Origin of the sequence: Tardiphaga sp. OK245 (assembly GCF_900108575.1) — a bacterium.
Taxonomy (GTDB): Bacteria; Pseudomonadota; Alphaproteobacteria; order Rhizobiales; family Xanthobacteraceae; genus Tardiphaga; species Tardiphaga robiniae.
Map to the genome: position 1 here is coordinate 1,099,390 of NZ_FNWZ01000001.1, position 15,453 is coordinate 1,114,842.

At 62.1% G+C, this 15,453-nt stretch carries 15 protein-coding genes; 5 read left to right on the forward strand and 10 right to left on the reverse strand.

Annotated features, from left to right (window positions below):
* Positions 1–103 precede the first annotated feature (103 nt).
* Positions 104–943 carry an oxidoreductase gene (locus BLW80_RS05040; protein WP_093757049.1) on the forward strand — a complete coding sequence of 280 codons (840 nt, stop codon included), beginning with the start codon at positions 104–106 and terminating at the stop codon, positions 941–943.
* A 108-nt stretch (positions 944–1,051) separates the two neighbouring features.
* Here the strand turns inward: BLW80_RS05040 and BLW80_RS05045 are convergent, their stop codons facing one another.
* Both BLW80_RS05045 and BLW80_RS05050 read right to left on the reverse strand, forming a co-directional pair.
* Positions 1,052–1,663, reverse strand: coding sequence for a GNAT family N-acetyltransferase (locus tag BLW80_RS05045; RefSeq protein ID WP_093757050.1), 612 nt, complete (start codon positions 1,661–1,663; stop codon positions 1,052–1,054).
* A 30-nt stretch (positions 1,664–1,693) separates the two neighbouring features.
* A complete protein-coding gene (locus BLW80_RS05050; RefSeq protein WP_093757051.1) occupies positions 1,694–1,897 on the reverse strand; it encodes a DUF1127 domain-containing protein in 204 nt (67 codons plus the stop codon).
* 136 nt (positions 1,898–2,033) lie between these two features.
* Here BLW80_RS05050 and BLW80_RS05055 point away from each other — a divergent pair, with 136 nt between their 5' ends.
* From BLW80_RS05055 to BLW80_RS05065, 3 genes are all read left to right on the forward strand, one after another.
* The gene (locus BLW80_RS05055) at positions 2,034–2,948 is read left to right on the forward strand and encodes a transcriptional regulator GcvA (RefSeq protein ID WP_093757052.1); all 915 of its coding nucleotides are present in this window, start codon (positions 2,034–2,036) and stop codon (positions 2,946–2,948) included.
* 86 nt (positions 2,949–3,034) lie between these two features.
* The gene (locus BLW80_RS05060; RefSeq protein WP_170849577.1) at positions 3,035–4,006 is read left to right on the forward strand and encodes an MBL fold metallo-hydrolase; all 972 of its coding nucleotides are present in this window, start codon (positions 3,035–3,037) and stop codon (positions 4,004–4,006) included.
* Positions 4,003–4,491 (forward strand): CinA family protein, encoded by a 489-nt coding sequence (locus tag BLW80_RS05065; RefSeq protein ID WP_093757054.1) that lies wholly within the window; start codon positions 4,003–4,005, stop codon positions 4,489–4,491. The genes BLW80_RS05060 and BLW80_RS05065 overlap by 4 nt, the downstream gene beginning before the upstream one ends.
* A 7-nt stretch (positions 4,492–4,498) precedes the next feature.
* Here the strand turns inward: BLW80_RS05065 and BLW80_RS05070 are convergent, their stop codons facing one another.
* The 7 genes from BLW80_RS05070 to BLW80_RS05100 all read right to left on the reverse strand — a co-directional run bounded on the left by BLW80_RS05070 (position 4,499) and on the right by BLW80_RS05100 (position 11,860).
* Complete coding sequence (locus BLW80_RS05070; RefSeq protein WP_093757055.1) at positions 4,499–5,482, reverse strand: ABC transporter ATP-binding protein; 984 nt, start codon at positions 5,480–5,482, stop codon at positions 4,499–4,501.
* Complete coding sequence (locus BLW80_RS05075; RefSeq protein WP_093757056.1) at positions 5,479–6,894, reverse strand: amidase; 1,416 nt, start codon at positions 6,892–6,894, stop codon at positions 5,479–5,481. The genes BLW80_RS05070 and BLW80_RS05075 overlap by 4 nt, the downstream gene beginning before the upstream one ends.
* Complete coding sequence (locus BLW80_RS05080) at positions 6,891–7,088, reverse strand: hypothetical protein (protein ID WP_089265973.1); 198 nt, start codon at positions 7,086–7,088, stop codon at positions 6,891–6,893. Before BLW80_RS05080 ends, BLW80_RS05075 begins: the two co-directional genes overlap by 4 nt.
* Before the next feature lies 1 nt (position 7,089).
* On the reverse strand, positions 7,090–8,151 hold the full coding sequence (locus BLW80_RS05085; RefSeq protein ID WP_089265972.1) for an ABC transporter ATP-binding protein: 1,062 nt from the start codon (positions 8,149–8,151) through the stop codon (positions 7,090–7,092).
* Between the two features lie 4 nt (positions 8,152–8,155).
* Positions 8,156–9,034 carry an ABC transporter permease gene (locus tag BLW80_RS05090; protein WP_170849596.1) on the reverse strand — a complete coding sequence of 293 codons (879 nt, stop codon included), beginning with the start codon at positions 9,032–9,034 and terminating at the stop codon, positions 8,156–8,158.
* Between the two features lie 28 nt (positions 9,035–9,062).
* Positions 9,063–10,016 carry an ABC transporter permease gene (locus tag BLW80_RS05095; protein ID WP_089265970.1) on the reverse strand — a complete coding sequence of 318 codons (954 nt, stop codon included), beginning with the start codon at positions 10,014–10,016 and terminating at the stop codon, positions 9,063–9,065.
* Between the two features lie 176 nt (positions 10,017–10,192).
* Positions 10,193–11,860 carry an ABC transporter substrate-binding protein gene (locus BLW80_RS05100; RefSeq protein WP_093757057.1) on the reverse strand — a complete coding sequence of 556 codons (1,668 nt, stop codon included), beginning with the start codon at positions 11,858–11,860 and terminating at the stop codon, positions 10,193–10,195.
* Between the two features lie 234 nt (positions 11,861–12,094).
* Between BLW80_RS05100 and BLW80_RS05105 the strand changes: the two genes are divergently transcribed.
* Positions 12,095–13,693 (forward strand): ABC transporter substrate-binding protein, encoded by a 1,599-nt coding sequence (locus BLW80_RS05105; protein WP_093757058.1) that lies wholly within the window; start codon positions 12,095–12,097, stop codon positions 13,691–13,693.
* Between the two features lie 94 nt (positions 13,694–13,787).
* On the opposite strand, the gene BLW80_RS05110 is transcribed toward BLW80_RS05105, so the two are convergent.
* The gene (locus BLW80_RS05110; RefSeq protein ID WP_093757059.1) at positions 13,788–15,374 is read right to left on the reverse strand and encodes an alpha-amylase family glycosyl hydrolase; all 1,587 of its coding nucleotides are present in this window, start codon (positions 15,372–15,374) and stop codon (positions 13,788–13,790) included.
* Between the last annotated feature and the right edge of the window lie 79 nt (positions 15,375–15,453).

The following is a 15,453-nucleotide window of genomic DNA, read 5'->3' on the forward strand; positions in this document are numbered from 1 at the left end:
GAACACATGGAATAAATAGAGGATTATTTCAGTTCTGGCGAGCCGCTAGTTTCCTCCCATCAGCCCGGCACTGACGCGGGGCCATTACGAAAGGGAGACGATCATGCGTGTCTGGTTCATCACAGGAGCATCCCGCGGTTTCGGCGCCCTCATTGCGGCGGAGGCCTTGGCCCAGGGCGATGCCGTCGTTGCAACGGCCCGCGATCCCAATGCTGTCACCGCACGTCTCGGCACCCATGAGCGCCTGCTGGCGACGCGGCTCGATGTCACCAGCGAGACCGAGGCCCACGAGGCCGCAGGTCAGGCTGTGAAGAAATTCGGCCGCATCGATGTGCTGGTCAATAATGCCGGTTATGGCCTGCTCGGCGCGATCGAGGAAGCCAGTGCCAAGGAAGTCGAACGTCTCTATGCCACCAACGTATTCGGCCTGCTCGGCGTCACCCGCGCCGTGCTGCCGCATATGCGCCGACAGGGCTCCGGTCACATCATGAACATTTCATCCGTCGGCGGATATGCAGGCTTTCCGGGCTGGGGCGTCTATGGCTCGACCAAGTTCGCGGTCGAAGGCATCAGTGAAGCACTGGCCGCCGAAGTCGCGCCGCTCGGCATCCATGTGACCGTGGTCGAGCCCGGCTTCTTCCGCACCGACTTTCTGGACGATAACTCGCTGGTGCGCACCGCACTCGAGATCAGCGACTATCACGCCACCGTCGGCAAGACTCGCGGCCATGCCGCCGACGCCAATCATGCGCAGCCCGGCGATCCCAGCAAGCTGGCAAAGGCCTTCATGCAGCTCGCGGCTGCCAAGACCCCTCCAGTCCGCTTGCCGCTCGGCAGCGACACGGTTGCGCGGATTGAGAGCAAGCATGCTTTTGTCGAAAAGGAACTGGCTGCGTGGCGCGACGTGGCCACATCGACAGACTTCGCGAAAGGGACGGCATAGGCGCCGTCTTCAAGACACGCAGATGCGACGAAGCAATCCTGAGCTAAAGAGGGATTGAATTGCTTCGTCGCATCATACCTTGCCTGAACGTGGCGAGCGTTGCCGCGCTTAGGCAAGCATCGGCTGCAGGGATTGCGCTGCGAGGCGCCAGACCGCACATGGGTTTGCGGTTGGCGCCGCATCGATCTGCTTTACGAAGCGCACCTGCTTCCAATCGCCCGGCGTCGGCGCGAATGTGAAGCCGGCCTTGCGGGCCAGTGCGAGCATTGCCTCGTTTGAGCGCAATGTATCTCCGAAGAGCTGGTCGGCTCCGAGCGCAGCAGCACGGCATTCCAAATTGGACATGAGTGCCAGGCCGATGCCCTGCCCTTGCATGGAATCGGCTACGGACAGGCCCAGTTCGAAACGGGACGTCGCTTCATCGAACGCGTAGCGGGCCTCGCCGACAATGGTCTCCGAGCCATCGCGCGAGACCGTCGCGACGACCGAGAAACTGTCGGCCTCGCCGACATGGATAAACTTGTCGAGCTGCCCCGCCGGCAATTCGCTGGCGGCGCCCATCAGGCGATTGTAGCGCGACCGCACAGACAGGCCGCGGAAATAGGCCTGCAACGCGTCCGCATCGTGAAGCTCGACAAACCGAACTGTCACCGCAGCGCCGCTGCGTGACAACACCACATCGGAATACTGACCGAGGTCATCGAGGTTGAGATGTTGCATGACACTTGCTCCCGGACGATCGGACCGTCCTTACGCGCGCCAGAACGGCTTGCTGGCCTCGGCCATCACGTCGCCCACCGAAAGGCCGGCGTCGTGGATGTCACGCTCGCTCCAATGGGCCAGTTCGCGGCGTTGATGGGCGCGCTCCCGCCAGACGTGGAACGTCTCGGCGATGGCCGCCACGCTAAGCGGAGCATGATGATTTGTCATCGATTCATGGGTGCAACTAGACATTTTGCTCTCCTGAAGCTAAATTTATTTAGGAAATATCGGCTTCATTCTCACATTGCACAAACGACATTGTGCACCGCGTCACATGAGACAAACTCATGGATAGGCCGAGGAGTGAGTGGCCAGGGAGAGAGCGTGGATGAGCACCCGGTTGCCGTCACTCAACGGGCTGCGCGCCTTCGAAGCCGCCGCACGCCATCTGAGCTTCACCAATGCGGCAAGCGAGCTGAACGTCACGCAGACGGCGATCAGCCATCAGATCAAGCGGCTGGAAGAAGAGCTTGGTCTCAAGCTGTTCATTCGGCAGAACCGCGCCCTCGCACTCACCCCGCAGGGACACGACTATCTGCCCGGCGTACGCGCGGCCTTCAACGATCTGCGTCTTGCCACAGACCGGCTCAAGCGCCGCGACAATGACCACGTGCTGACGGTGAGCACGCTCGCATCGATGGCATCGAAATGGCTCCTGCCGCGCATCTCAGCGTTCCAGAAAGCCCATCCCGATATCGATGTGCGCATCACCACATCGACAAGCATGGTCGATTTCAAGAGCGGCGATGTCGACGCCGCGATCCGCTACGGCCGCGGCCAATGGCCTGGCCTCCGCGCCGACTGGCTGACGGCGGACGATCTGTTTCCGGTCTGCAGCCCGGCGCTTCGCACCGGAAAGAAGGCACTGCTGAAGCCGCAGGATCTCGCGGACTATACGCTGCTGCATTCGAGCGGCGGCTATGACGATGACTGGCGGCTCTGGCTCACCGCGGCCGGATTGCCAACCGATATTTCGAAACAGCCCGGCCTGACCTTCGACATGATCTTCATGACCCTGCAGGCGGCGATCGACGGCCTCGGCGTCGCGATCGGTCGCACCACCTATGTGGAGGGCGATCTCGCCAAGGGCCGGCTGGTGGTGCCCTTCGACATGCGCATGCCCGCCGACGCCGGCTTCTATCTGGTGTCCCCCGAAGCCTCTTCCGACTCGCGGAAGCTGAAGGCCTTTCGCGACTGGCTGCTCTCGCAGGTCCCGCCGGAACGTGACCGTTCTGGCCGCTGATCGGCATCGTCGACATCACGTGTTCGCGAGCAGATCGCCATCCGAAACATGCTAGAAGTCTGGCCTGTTTCGGAATGGAGCTTGCGATGAATCGGACGACACTGGCCGCGGTTTTCACCCTTCTGGCGCTGGCGCCTGCGCTCGCACAGCAGGCGTCCACACCGCCGGCAGCACCGCCGCCACCCGACTTCTCAAAGGTCGAGATCAAGACCACGGATCTCGGTGACGGCGTCTACATGCTCGAAGGCCAGGGCGGCAACATGACGCTGGCCACGGCCAAATCGGGCGCCATCCTCGTCGACAGCCAGTTTGCCCCGCTGCATGACAAGATCAAGGCGGCCATCGCCGCGGTGACACCGCAGCCGGTCAAGTATCTCGTCAACACGCATTTCCACGGTGACCACACCGGCGGCAACGAGGCCTTTGCCAATGAAGGCGCGACCATCGTCGCCAACGTCAAGGTCAGAACCCGCCTGAAAAAAGGCACCACGAATTTCCTGACCGGCGCACAGAATCCGCCTGCGCCCAAGGCGGCGCTGCCGACCAACACTTATACGCATCAACTCAAGCTCAGCCTGCGCGGCCGCATCGCCGAACTGCGCCATCCCGACAACGCGCATACCGATGGCGATACCTATGTCTACTTCAAGAGCGCCAATGTCATTGCGACCGGTGATACATTCACCAACGGCCGCTATCCCAACATCGACGTCCTCAACGGCGGCAATATCAAGGGGATGATCGCAGCGACCGACGCCTATCTCAAATTGGCGAATGACAACACCAAGATCGTTCCCGGCCACGGTCCGCTCGCCAACAAGGCTGCGCTGGTCGACTATCGCACCATGCTGGTGACGGCGCGCGATCGCATGGCCAAACTGATCAAGGAGGGCAAGACCGAGGACGAGGTTCTGGCGGCCAAGCCATTCGCCGATCTCGACGCCAAATGGGCGCCGAATGAGACCACCAGCAAGAATTTCATTCGCGCTGTCTATGGATCACTGGCGAAGAAGCCGTGGATCAGGCCCTGGTCTAAACCTTGGGGGAAGAAGTCATGAGAGATCTCATCCCCCTCGCCGAGAAGATCGCGATTGAGCTGATCGCGCGCAAGCAGACCATCGGCATAGCTGAATCCTCGACCGGCGGTTTGATCTCCGCTGCACTGCTCGCAGTGCCCGGCGCCTCCGCCTACTTCATCGGCGGCGGCGTGATCTATACGCGGGATGCGCGGCGCGTGTTGATGGATATTTCCGATGACGCGTTTCGGATACCGGGCATGCGCTCATCTTCAGAGCCCTATGCGCAGATGCTGGCAGAGCAGATCCGCACCCGCCTCGGCTGCGACTGGGGACTGTCGGAAACCGGCGCGACCGGCCCCTCCGGCAATCGTTATGGCGACGCCGCTGGCCATAGCTGCATGGCCGTCGCCGGCCCGCGAAACGAGGTCATGACACTGGAGACCGGCAGCAACGACCGCTCCGGCAACATGCACAGTTTCGCGCAGACGGCACTGACGTTCCTGCTGAAGAATTTGGCGGGTTAGGACAGCGTCAGGCCGGCACTGCCGCTGCCGCCTGCTCCGCCAGAATACACCGCACCACGCGATTGTCGGCGAGTTCGACATTCGGCGGCGGCGCCTCGACGCAACGCGGCTGGGCGAATTTGCAGCGCGGCGCGAAGGAGCAATTCACCGGCGGCTTATCCAGCGATGGCGGCGTGCCGGGAATAGTCTCCAACCGTGCGCCGCGTTTGGCCCCATGCACGGTGGAGGCCAGCAGCCCCTGCGGATAGGGATGCACGGCCGAGCGCACGATCTGGCTCAGCGTGCCCTGTTCGACGATCTGGCCTGCATACATCACCGCGACGCGGTCGCAGATTTCGATGGCCACGCCGATATCGTGCGTGACGAAGATGATCGACATGCCGAATTCGCGCTGCAGCTCGCGCAGCAGCAGCAGGATCTGGATCTGCACGGTGGCATCGAGCGCAGTGGTCGGCTCGTCCGCGAGCAGAATCTTGGGCTTGCAGGCCAGCGCCAGCGCGATCATCGCGCGCTGCCGCATGCCGCCGGACATTTCATGCGGATAGGCATCGAGGCGACGCTTGGCGGAGGGAATGCGCACGACTTCGAGCATTTCGAGCGCGCGCTTCACGCCCTCGGCCTGGCTCTTGCCCTCGTGGCGCATCACGCTTTCGGCGATCTGCTGACCGATCGTATAGACCGGATCCAGCGCCAGCGCCGGCTCCTGGAAGATCATCGACACCGTCTGGCCACGAAACGCCGAAAGCTCGTCGTCATCGAGCGCCAGCACGTCCTTGCCGAGCACATTGACCGTGCCAGTGATCTGCGTGCGCTTCTTCGGCAGCAGCCGCATCAGCGCGCGCAAGGTCACGCTCTTGCCCGACCCGGACTCGCCGAGCAGCCCGAGCACCTCGCCTTCGCCGAGCGTCAGGTTGAGATCGTTGACTGCATAGACGGTGCGTTCGCCGCCGAACCGGACGTTGAGATTGCGAACCTCGACGAGATTACTCATGCCAACTCCGGGCACTGTTTGTGGAAGTCGGTCGCGCGCTGGAACGCCGCACCGATGGTCAGCAACGTCGCTTCATCGAACGGCCTGCCGATCAGCTGCATGCCCACCGGAAGTTTCGATGTGGTGAAACCCGCCGGGATCGAGAGACCGGGCAGACCGAGATAATTGATCGGACGCGTGAAGCGCGTCAGGCGCTGGATCATCGCTTCGGCGCCAGAGCTGTTGCCGACATCGGTCTCCGCAATGGTCGGAGCCGCGCCGGGCGAAACCGGTGCGAGCACCGCATCAGTGCCGGTGACAGCGGCGAGATAGGCGGCGAGCGCCGGACCGCGCCAGCGCAGCGCCTCGATATAGGAGACGCCGGTGATCGCCAGACCGTTCTGCAGCCGCATCAGCACCTGCGCGCCGTAATCCTGCGGGCGCTCGATCATCCAGCGCTTATGCATCGCCGCAGCTTCCGTCGCGAGCACGAACTGGCAGGCCGCCGTGAGCTGACCCTGATTGGGCAGATCTACTTCGACGATCTTGACGCCTTCATCTTTCAGCGCCGCGATGGTGTTCTGCAGAATGGCAGCCGTGTCGGCGTCGAGATCGTCGACATAGAATGCCTTGGGAATGCCGACCGTCATGCCTTTGGCGGACGCACGCGTCGCCGCCATGTAGTCCGGCACGGGGCGCGTGCTGGTGGTTGGATCGAGCGGATCGGCACCGGCCATCAGGCCGGTCAGCAGCGCACAATCCTCGACGGTGCGCGCCAGCGGGCCGACGGTATCGAGCGATTGCGACAGCGGCATCGCACCGGCGCGGCTGACCAGACCCACCGTGGTCTTCAAACCGGAAACACCGCAGAAATGCGCGGGCAGGCGGATTGATCCACCGGTATCGGAGCCTAAAGCCGCGAAGGTCAGGCGTGCCGCAACGGCGGAGCCCGAGCCGGACGATGAACCGCCAGTGACGTGATCGACATGCCACGGGTTATGCACGGCGCCGTAATGCACGTTGTGGCCGAGCGGGCCATAGGCGAACTCGACCATCTGCAACGAACCCAGCCGCACCGTGCCAGCGTCTTTCAGACGCTGCAGCGACGTCGCCGTCGTGGTCGCAACCCAGTCGCGGCGAATGTGCGAGCCACAGGTGACGACGTGTCCTTCGTCGTAATACATGTCCTTATGTGCCAGCGGCACGCCGTGCAGTACGCCGCGGCTTTGCCCCCTGGCGAGCGCCGCATCGGCTGCGTCTGCCGCCGTCAGCGCGGCATCGGCCTCGATCGACATATAGGCGTTGAGGCTCGGCTGCGATTTCACGGCGCGATCGAGGCAGGACTGCGTGGCTTCGCGCGACGAAATTTTCTTCGTGGCGATCGCGTCAGCGACTTCCGTCAGCGACAGCAATGCGGGTTCGGTGACACTCATTTGGCAGCCTTCGTATTCTGAACAGAGAGGAAGGTCGCGGGCTCGAGATCAAACGGCAGGGTCCCGGCGACGGCCGCGAAGCCTTCAAAGGCCGGGCCGATCGAATTAGCGATGCGCTCCGCAACCTCGTCGGACGCGGGAAGCCCGCTGACTTCGGTCAGCGCCTTGATCTGCTTGGCAGTCGGTTTGGTCATGTCAGTGCGCTCCTGCGGCAGGTGCTTTGCTGTGGCCCGAACCCGGGATCGCCATGTAGCAGGCAGCCTGATGGCCGGTCACAGTGATTTCAGTCAGTTTCGGCGTGGCCTCGCCGCACATCGCTTCGGCAAAGGGGCAGCGTGTGTGGAAGCGACAGCCGGACGGTGGATCGATCGGGTTCGGCGGGTCGCCGGTGATCGGCGGCGTTTCCGTGCGCTTGTCGGGATCGGACGACGGCATCGCGGCCAGGAGCGCGCGCGTGTAGGGGTGCGCCGGCCCGTCCCAGACCTCATCCACCGGGCCGAGTTCAACGACCTCGCCGAGATACATCACCAGCACGCGGTCGGAGATGTAACGCACCACGTTGAGATCGTGGCTGATGAACAGATAGGTCAGGCCGAATTCGCGCTTGAGGTCGACCAGCAGGTTGAGCACCTGTGCCTCGACCGATTTATCGAGCGCCGAGACCGCTTCATCGAGAATGACGAGACGCGGCGACAGCGCCAGCGCACGCGCGATGTTGACGCGCTGCCTCTGGCCGCCGGAGATTTCATGCGGATAGCGATTGGCGAACGTCTCGGGCCGCAGACCGACCTTTCCGAGCAGTTCGCGCGCCAGCAGCCGCGCGGCCTTATCGGCCATGCCGTGCACCTTCGGTCCGAAGGCGATCGATTCTTCGATGGTCAGACGCGGGTTGAGCGAGGCATAGCTGTCCTGGAACACCATCTGCATGCCGCGGCGCAGCTCGCGTAACGAGAGCTCGCGCCCGACAGTGCGGCCGTCATAGATGATATCGCCGGAATTGCGCGGCATTAGATGCATCAGCAACCGCGCCGTCGTCGATTTGCCGCAGCCGGACTCGCCGACGATGCCAACGGTTTCACCCTTGGCGATGGCGAACGACACATCGTCCACCGCGCGCACGGTCTTGCTCGGCGCGAACAGCCCGCCGCGCACGGGGAAATGCTTGGTCAGGCTGACCACCTGCAACAACGGCTGCGCAACACCGCCGATGTCTTCCAGCGGCTCCAGCTTGTCGATTTCTTCTACAATATCACTCATGCCATCAGTTCCGGATGTCCATGGCACTGCGCATGCCGTCGCTCAGCAGGTTGAAACAGATCGACACGGCGAAGATCATCGCGCCGGGGAGTGCTGCTACCCATGGATTAACGTAGATCGCGGTGCGCAGCGTGTTCAGCATCAGACCCCATTCCGGCTCCGGCGGCTTGGTGCCGAGGCCGAGGAACGACAGGCCGGCAGCGAGGATCATCGACACCGAGATCAGGCCGGTGGCGTAGACAAAGATCGAGCCCAGCACGTTACCGAGCATGTGCACCCGCATGATGGTGAAGGCATTCGCGCCGGAGGCACGCGCGGCTTCCACATAATCCATGTTGCGCACGCCGGTGGTGACGCTTTCAGCGACACGCGTGATCTGCGGCACGAAGACGATGGTCAGCGACACGATCGAATTGACGATGCCGGCACCCAGCGCGCCGGAAATCGCAATGGCCAGCAGTACCGACGGGAACGCGTAGAACACGTCGACGGTACGCATGATTGCGGTATTGAGCTTCCCGCCGACATAGCCGGCCACAACGCCAAGCCCCGTCCCGATGAAGAAGGCAAGGATCACCGGCAGGATGCCGATCAGCAGCGACAGTCGCCCGCCATAGATCAGGCGCGCCAGCATGTCGCGGCCGAGTTCGTCGGTGCCGAGCGGATAGTTGGGTGTGCCGATGAAACGCAGACGGCGAATCATCGAGCCCTGATAGGGATCTGCGAGATGCAGATAGGGCGCAAAGATCGCCGCCAGGAAGATCAGCAGCAGAATGAACGCGCAGGCCATGCTGACCTTGTCGCGCACGATGCGGCGGCCCACCGTGGCCCAATAGCCGCGAGCCTTGGTGGCAGGCGCCGCCTGCAATGCAGTGTCCGTCATCGCGGTCATGAGAGGATATCCAGCATGGTCAGCTCCGCTTGATGCGCGGATCGATCGACGCCTGCGCGATATCGACCAGAAGATTGAGGAACACGAAGAACAGCGCCAGCACCAGGATCGTGCCCTGCAGCAGCGGCAGGTCGCGCTGGAAGATCGCGGAGTTTAAAAGAAGCCCCGAACCGGGCCACGAGAACACGGTCTCGATCAGGATCGAACCGCCGAGCATGTAGCCGAGCTGCAGGCCCATCACGGCCAGCGCCGTGGGCGCAGCGTTCTTGATAACGTGACGAAACACCTTGGTTTCCTGCAGGCCCTTGGCACGCAATGCTTCGACGAAATCCTGCGACAGGATGTCGCCGGTCAGCGCACGCACCGTGCGGGTCACGATGCCCATGGGAATGACCGAGGTCGTGATCGCCGGCAGCACGAGATATTTGATGTGCTCCCAGTCCCAGGCCCATGAACCCGAACCGCCCGGACCTGCGCCGACCGCAGGCAGCCAGTTGAGCTGCACCGAGAAGATGATGACCAGCACCATGCCGAGCCAATAATGCGGCACGGAGACGCCGGCGATGGCGATCGAGGTCGCGACCTTGTCGATCCAGGTATCGCGGAAATAGCCGGCGATCAGCCCGAAAAACAAACCGAGCGTGAAACCGATGGCGGCGGCCGCGATGGCCAGCGTCACGGTATTGCCAACGGCTTTCATTACCTCCGCCAGAACAGGACGTCCGGTGGCGATGGAGCTGCCGAGATCGCCGTGTAGCGCGCGCCACAGCCAAAGGCCGAACTGAACAGGCAGCGGACGATCGAAGCCGTAAGCGACGCGCAGTTGCTGCGCCAGCTCCTGCGATGCGTCAGCGGGAAGAATGGCAACGAGAGGATCGCCAGGCGTGATGTGCACCAGCAGGAAACACACCAGCGCCACGCTGAGGACGATAGGAATCACATAGACGACGCGTCGCGCGATGTAGACGAACACTGATCACCTTCGATTCAGAAACTCTGCCTCCTCGTTCGTCATGCCCGGGCTTGACCCGGGGCATCCACGTCTTTGCAGCGAAGAAGGCGTGGATGGCCGGGTCAAGCCCGGCCATGACGTGGAGAGGTTCGTGCGAATATCGACAGCACAATGTGCGGCCGATATTCGCTTGTTGCTTATGGCGTAATCGACACCGGCGAGAAGTCGACGAACCAGCTCTTCGGCTGTACGAAGCCCTTGATCTTCGGGCTTAGCGCACGCGGACCGACGTCATGGGCCACGTAGAGGAAGGCTGCGTCATCGACCGAAGCAGCATGAAGCTCGGCCAGCGCCGCGTCACGTGCCGTCGCGTCGAAGGTGGTGCGTGCCTTGGTCACCAGTTCATCGAACTTCGGATTGTTGATGAAGCCCCAATTGTTCGAGACCGGCGGTGCCATCGACGACTGCAGGAAGCGAACCAGCGCAAAGAACGGATCCATCGCCGCATAGGTGACGTTAGTAGCGTTGGAGCCGTTAGCCGAGGGATCCTTGACGCCGCGGCGCCAGTTGGTGAACAGCGTGTTCCATTCGATGACGTCGAGCTTGACGTCGAAGTAGCACTCCGCCAGCGCCTGCTGCAGATATTCGTTCATCGGCAGCGGCAGCATCTGGCCGGAGCCGGACGCAGAGGTCTGCGTCTTCACTTCGAGCTTCTTGGTAGGGCCGTAACCGGCTTCCTTCATCAATGCTTGCGCTGCCTTCAGATCATACTTGATCTCGAAACTCGGCTTGCCGCGCCAAGGGTGGCCGGGCTCGAAGGTGCCGGTCGCCGGCACCATCAGGCCGGCGAGCAGACCATCCTTCAGGCCTTCGCGATCGATGCAGAGGTTCGCGGCCTTGCGAACGCGGATATCGTTCCACGGCGAGCCTTCGGCACGGGAGAACTGCCACGGCCAGACATGCGGCTGCTCGTTCTTCTCGATCTTGAAGCCACGCGCGGTGATTTCCTTGACCGCGTCGGGCGCCGGCGCCTCGACCCAGTCCACCTGACCGGACAGCAGCGCCGCAGTACGGGCATTGGCTTCCGGCATCGGCAGCAACACCATCTTGTCGGTCTTCGGAACGCGGTCCTTGTTCCAGTAGGCGTCGTTCTTCACCAGTTCGAGACGCTCGCGCGGCGTGAACTTCGACATCTTCCACGGGCCGGTGCCGGAGGCTTCGCGCGCGAAGGCCGCCCATGCGGCCTGCGACTTGGCTTTGGCATCGGCGCCTTCGGCCTTGTCGAACAGCGCCTGCCACTTGGTGGGGCTTGCCATAAAGAGGTTGGTGAGATTGATCGGCAGGAAGGAGTCCGGCTCCTTCGTGGTCAGTTCGACGGTCATGTCGTCGATCTTCTTCGCGGACACCAGGGTCGGCATGCGCGAGGCGGTTACACCGACCTGGCTCGCGTCGAACTGGACTGCATCTTGTTTGAGCACCTTGTCCACATTCCAGACCACGGCATCCGCATTGAAGGCCGAACCGTCGTGGAAAGTGACGCCGGGACGCAGCTTGAAGGTCCACTTCTTCTTGTCGGCGTCGTCCACTGCCCACTCAGTGGCGAGCGCCGGGATAACAACACTCGCTTTGGTCGCGGACGACAGATCCCAGCCGGTCAGGCCGTCATACATCGTATTGCCGGTGAAACGATTGCCTTCGAAGCCCTGATCGGGCTGGCCAAGCGTGCGCGGAATATCGGCAGCGGTCATGCCGATGCGCAGCACCGTCTCGGCGCGCGCCACCTGTGGCAAGGTCAGGGCCGTAGCGAGCGTCAGCAAGGTGATTGCTGCCGCGAGACGGCTCTTTGTCGGCTTTTCGATACGCATCGTAATCAGTCCCTCTTGGCTTTGGATGACACGTTGGCTTTGGCCAGTGTTGGTTTGTTCTAAACTGGCTAATTCTTATGCAACGCTTGTGCCAAGGCCTGCAACCTTGCAGCGCAATGACTCAAACTGCGGCACTGCAGCACACCAGCACACACCGCCCGTTCCGCCTGCCCAATCTGGCATCAGGATTGCAGGTATCTGGCAGACAATATCCCACCATACGGAGTCTGGTTTATGCGCGTTCGAAGCTCGTTATTTGTTGCGGCCATCGCCGCGGCCATAGGTGCAGCCGCGCCGGCGCAAGCCGAAACGGTGGTGCGCTATGGCATCTCGATGGCGGACGTGCCGCTGACCACAGGCCAGCCCGATCGCGGCGCCGGAGGCTACCAGTTCACCGGCTACACGATCTACGATCCGCTCGTCGCCTGGGAAATGGATGTCGCCGATCGTCCCGGCAAACTCGTTCCCGGCCTCGCCACAGAATGGAAGGTCGACGACACCGACAAGACCAAGTGGCGCTTCACCCTGCGCAAGGGCGTGAAATTTCATGACGGCAGCGACTTCAACGCCGATGCGGTGATCTGGAATCTCGACAAGGTGCTGAACGAGAAGGCGCCGCAATTCGACAAGCGCCAGAGCGCGCAGGTAAAGACCCGCCTGCCCTCGGTCGCCAGCTACGCCAAGATCGATGACGGCACCGTCGAGATCACCACCAAGAGCGTCGACAGCTTCTTCCCCTATCAGATGCTGTGGTTCCTGGTCTCCAGCCCGGCGCAATATGAAAAGGTCGGCAAGGACTGGGACAAGTTCGCGTCGCAGCCCTCGGGCACCGGCCCGTTCAAGCTGACCAAGCTCGTTCCGCGCGAGCTCGCCGAGCTCAGCAAGAATCCGGATTACTGGGACAAGAAGCGCATTCCGAAAGCTGACAAGCTCGTGCTCGTCCCGATGCCGGAAGCCCTCACCCGCACCAACGCGCTGCTCGCCGGTCAGGTCGATTTGATCGAGACCCCTGCTCCTGACGCTGTGCCGCAGCTCAAGGGCGCCGGCATGAAGATCGTCGACAACGTCACGCCGCATGTCTGGAATTATCACCTCAGCGTGCTGCCGGGTTCGCCCTGGACCGACGTCCGTCTGCGCAAGGCACTCAACCTCGCCATCGATCGCGATGCCGTCGTTGCGCTGATGAACGGTCTCGCCAAGCCCGCCATCGGCCAGGTCGACCCATCGAGCCCATGGTTCGGCAAGCCGACGTTCAAGATTAAGTATGATCTTGCCGAAGCCAAGAAGCTGGTGAAGGAAGCCGGCTACGGTCCGGACAAGCCGCTGAAGGCGACCTTCATCATCGCCAATGGCGGCACCGGCCAGATGCTGTCGCTGCCGATCAACGAATTCCTGCAGCAGAGCTTCAAGGAAATCGGCGTTGAGGTCGAGTTCAAGGTCGTCGAACTCGAGGTGCTCTACACCGCATGGCGCAAGGGTGCGGCCGACGACAGCATGAAGGGCATCACGTCCAACAACATCGCTTACGTCACCTCGGATCCTCTCTACGCCATCGTCCGCTTCTTCCACTCCGGCCAGATCGCACCGGTCGGCGTGAACTGGGGCGGCTACAAGAACCCGAAGGTCGACGCGCTGATCGACGAAGCCAAGAACACCTTCGATCCGAAGAAGCAGGACGAGTTGCTGGCCGAAGCCCATGCGCAGATCGTCGACGACGCCGTGCTGGTCTGGGTCGTTCACGACACCAACCCGCATGCGCTGTCGCCGAAGGTGAAGAAGTTCGTGCAGGCGCAGCACTGGTTCCAGGACTTGACCACGATTGGTCTGGACTGAGCGCTTCGTCTATGTGACGACGATTGAGAAAAGCGCCGCCGAGTAATCGACGGCGCTTTTTCTTGCCATGCATGTGGTCGCGGAGCGCGGATATCTACCGCAGCCTGACGATTACGCCTTCATTGCCTGATAACTCCAGTGCGCCCGAAACATTCTCACCATGGCGATCGAGGCCTGTCGCCAGCAGGATTTCACCGCCCCCCACATGCAATGATGCGGGCTCACCGCTGAGATTGAGGGCGATCAGAACCGTCTGCGCGTCATAGACGCGCCGATAGGCCAGCACATCGCCCGCAGCGTCCACAGGCTCATAGCCGCCGAACACCAGTTCAGGCATGTGCTTGCGCAACTCGATCAACTTCACATAGAGGCTGAGGATCGAATGGGGATCGGCCGCGAGAGCAGCCGCATTCTGATGGTGATAGTCCGTGTCCAGCGGCAGCCAGGGCTCGCCGGTCGTGAAACCCGCATGCTCGGTGGCACCCCATTGCATCGGCGTGCGGCATCCGTCGCGGCCGAGACCAATCCCAGGCACGTTCTTTTCGAACGGATCCTGAACCTGATCCGGCGCAATAGGCACCTGCTTCATGCCGATTTCGTCGCCGTAGTATAGCGTCGGCGTTCCGCGCAGCGTCAGCAGCAACATCGCGGCGACGCGCGCCTGAGCCATGCCAACCCGGCTGGCGACGCGCGGCCGGTCGTGATTACCGAGCACCCAATTCGGCCAGGCGCCAAGCGGAAGTGCCGCCTCGTAGCGCGCGATCAATTCGCTGATGGCAAAAGCATTCCACGGCGCAGAGAGCAGCGCGAAGTTGAACGGCAGATGAGCGCCCGACAGGTCACTGCCGTAATAGGCGACCAGCCGATCGAAGGGGAGATAGATCTCGCCGATCAGCACGCGATCGTCGAATTCATCGACAACGCGGCGCATTTCGGCGACCACATTCAGCGTCTCCGGTCGATCGGTCGAGTAGAGCGGCAGGAAAGCCTCGTGTGGCGGTCGCCCGGCCGTGAAATTCGGATTTGTCGGATTATCGCGAAATTCTTCGTCCTTGATCAGATGCCAGATCACATCGACGCGGAAGCCATCGACGCCGCGCCGCATCCAGAACCGCATCACCTCATAGATGGCGTTGCGAACAGCAGGATTGCGCCAATTCAGGTCCGGCTGTTTGTCGAGAAAGGCGTGATAGTAATATTGCCCTGTGGCCTCGTCATACTGCCAGGAGCTGCCGCCGAATTCGGACATCCAGTTGGTCGGCGCGCTACCGTCCGGCTTCGGATCGTGCCAGATATACCAATCGCGTTTGGGATTATCGCGTGACGACCGGCTTTCGACAAACCACGGATGCTGATCCGAGGTGTGGTTCGGCACCAGATCGAGAATGATCTTCAGACCATGACCGTGAGCCGCAGCCACCAGCGCGTCGAAATCGGCCGATGTACCGAAGATCGGATCGACGCCGATATAGTTTGATATGTCATAGCCGAAGTCTGCCATCGGGGACGGGAAGATCGGTGACAGCCAGATCGCGTCGATGCCAAGTTGCCGCAGATAGGGAAGCCGGCCGACGATGCCCGCGAGATCGCCTATGCCGTCTCCATTGGAGTCCTGAAACGACCGCGGATAGATCTGATAGATCGTGCCGGCCTGCCACCAGACTGTCGCTGCAGTTGCCATGGTCCTGTCACTCAATGTTCTGAGGCTTCTATCACGCACGAAAAAACGGCCCTTCCGAGGAAGGGCCGCCTCTCGTTCG

What these genes read in the sequence shown, in the direction of transcription:
- BLW80_RS05070 (WP_093757055.1), bottom strand. Translation starts at nt 5,482, where the DNA reads ATGAGTAATCTCGTCGAGGTTCGCAATCTCAACGTCCGGTTCGGCGGC.
- BLW80_RS05045 (WP_093757050.1), bottom strand. Translation starts at nt 1,663, where the DNA reads ATGCAACATCTCAACCTCGATGACCTCGGTCAGTATTCCGATGTGGTG.
- BLW80_RS05050 (WP_093757051.1), bottom strand. Translation starts at nt 1,897, where the DNA reads ATGTCTAGTTGCACCCATGAATCGATGACAAATCATCATGCTCCGCTT.
- BLW80_RS05040 (WP_093757049.1), top strand. Translation starts at nt 104, where the DNA reads ATGCGTGTCTGGTTCATCACAGGAGCATCCCGCGGTTTCGGCGCCCTC.
- BLW80_RS05090 (WP_170849596.1), bottom strand. Translation starts at nt 9,034, where the DNA reads ATGACGGACACTGCATTGCAGGCGGCGCCTGCCACCAAGGCTCGCGGC.
- BLW80_RS05060 (WP_170849577.1), top strand. Translation starts at nt 3,035, where the DNA reads ATGAATCGGACGACACTGGCCGCGGTTTTCACCCTTCTGGCGCTGGCG.
- BLW80_RS05080 (WP_089265973.1), bottom strand. Translation starts at nt 7,088, where the DNA reads ATGACCAAACCGACTGCCAAGCAGATCAAGGCGCTGACCGAAGTCAGC.
- BLW80_RS05100 (WP_093757057.1), bottom strand. Translation starts at nt 11,860, where the DNA reads ATGCGTATCGAAAAGCCGACAAAGAGCCGTCTCGCGGCAGCAATCACC.
- BLW80_RS05065 (WP_093757054.1), top strand. Translation starts at nt 4,003, where the DNA reads ATGAGAGATCTCATCCCCCTCGCCGAGAAGATCGCGATTGAGCTGATC.
- BLW80_RS05085 (WP_089265972.1), bottom strand. Translation starts at nt 8,151, where the DNA reads ATGAGTGATATTGTAGAAGAAATCGACAAGCTGGAGCCGCTGGAAGAC.
- BLW80_RS05055 (WP_093757052.1), top strand. Translation starts at nt 2,034, where the DNA reads ATGAGCACCCGGTTGCCGTCACTCAACGGGCTGCGCGCCTTCGAAGCC.
- BLW80_RS05105 (WP_093757058.1), top strand. Translation starts at nt 12,095, where the DNA reads ATGCGCGTTCGAAGCTCGTTATTTGTTGCGGCCATCGCCGCGGCCATA.
- BLW80_RS05075 (WP_093757056.1), bottom strand. Translation starts at nt 6,894, where the DNA reads ATGAGTGTCACCGAACCCGCATTGCTGTCGCTGACGGAAGTCGCTGAC.
- BLW80_RS05110 (WP_093757059.1), bottom strand. Translation starts at nt 15,374, where the DNA reads ATGGCAACTGCAGCGACAGTCTGGTGGCAGGCCGGCACGATCTATCAG.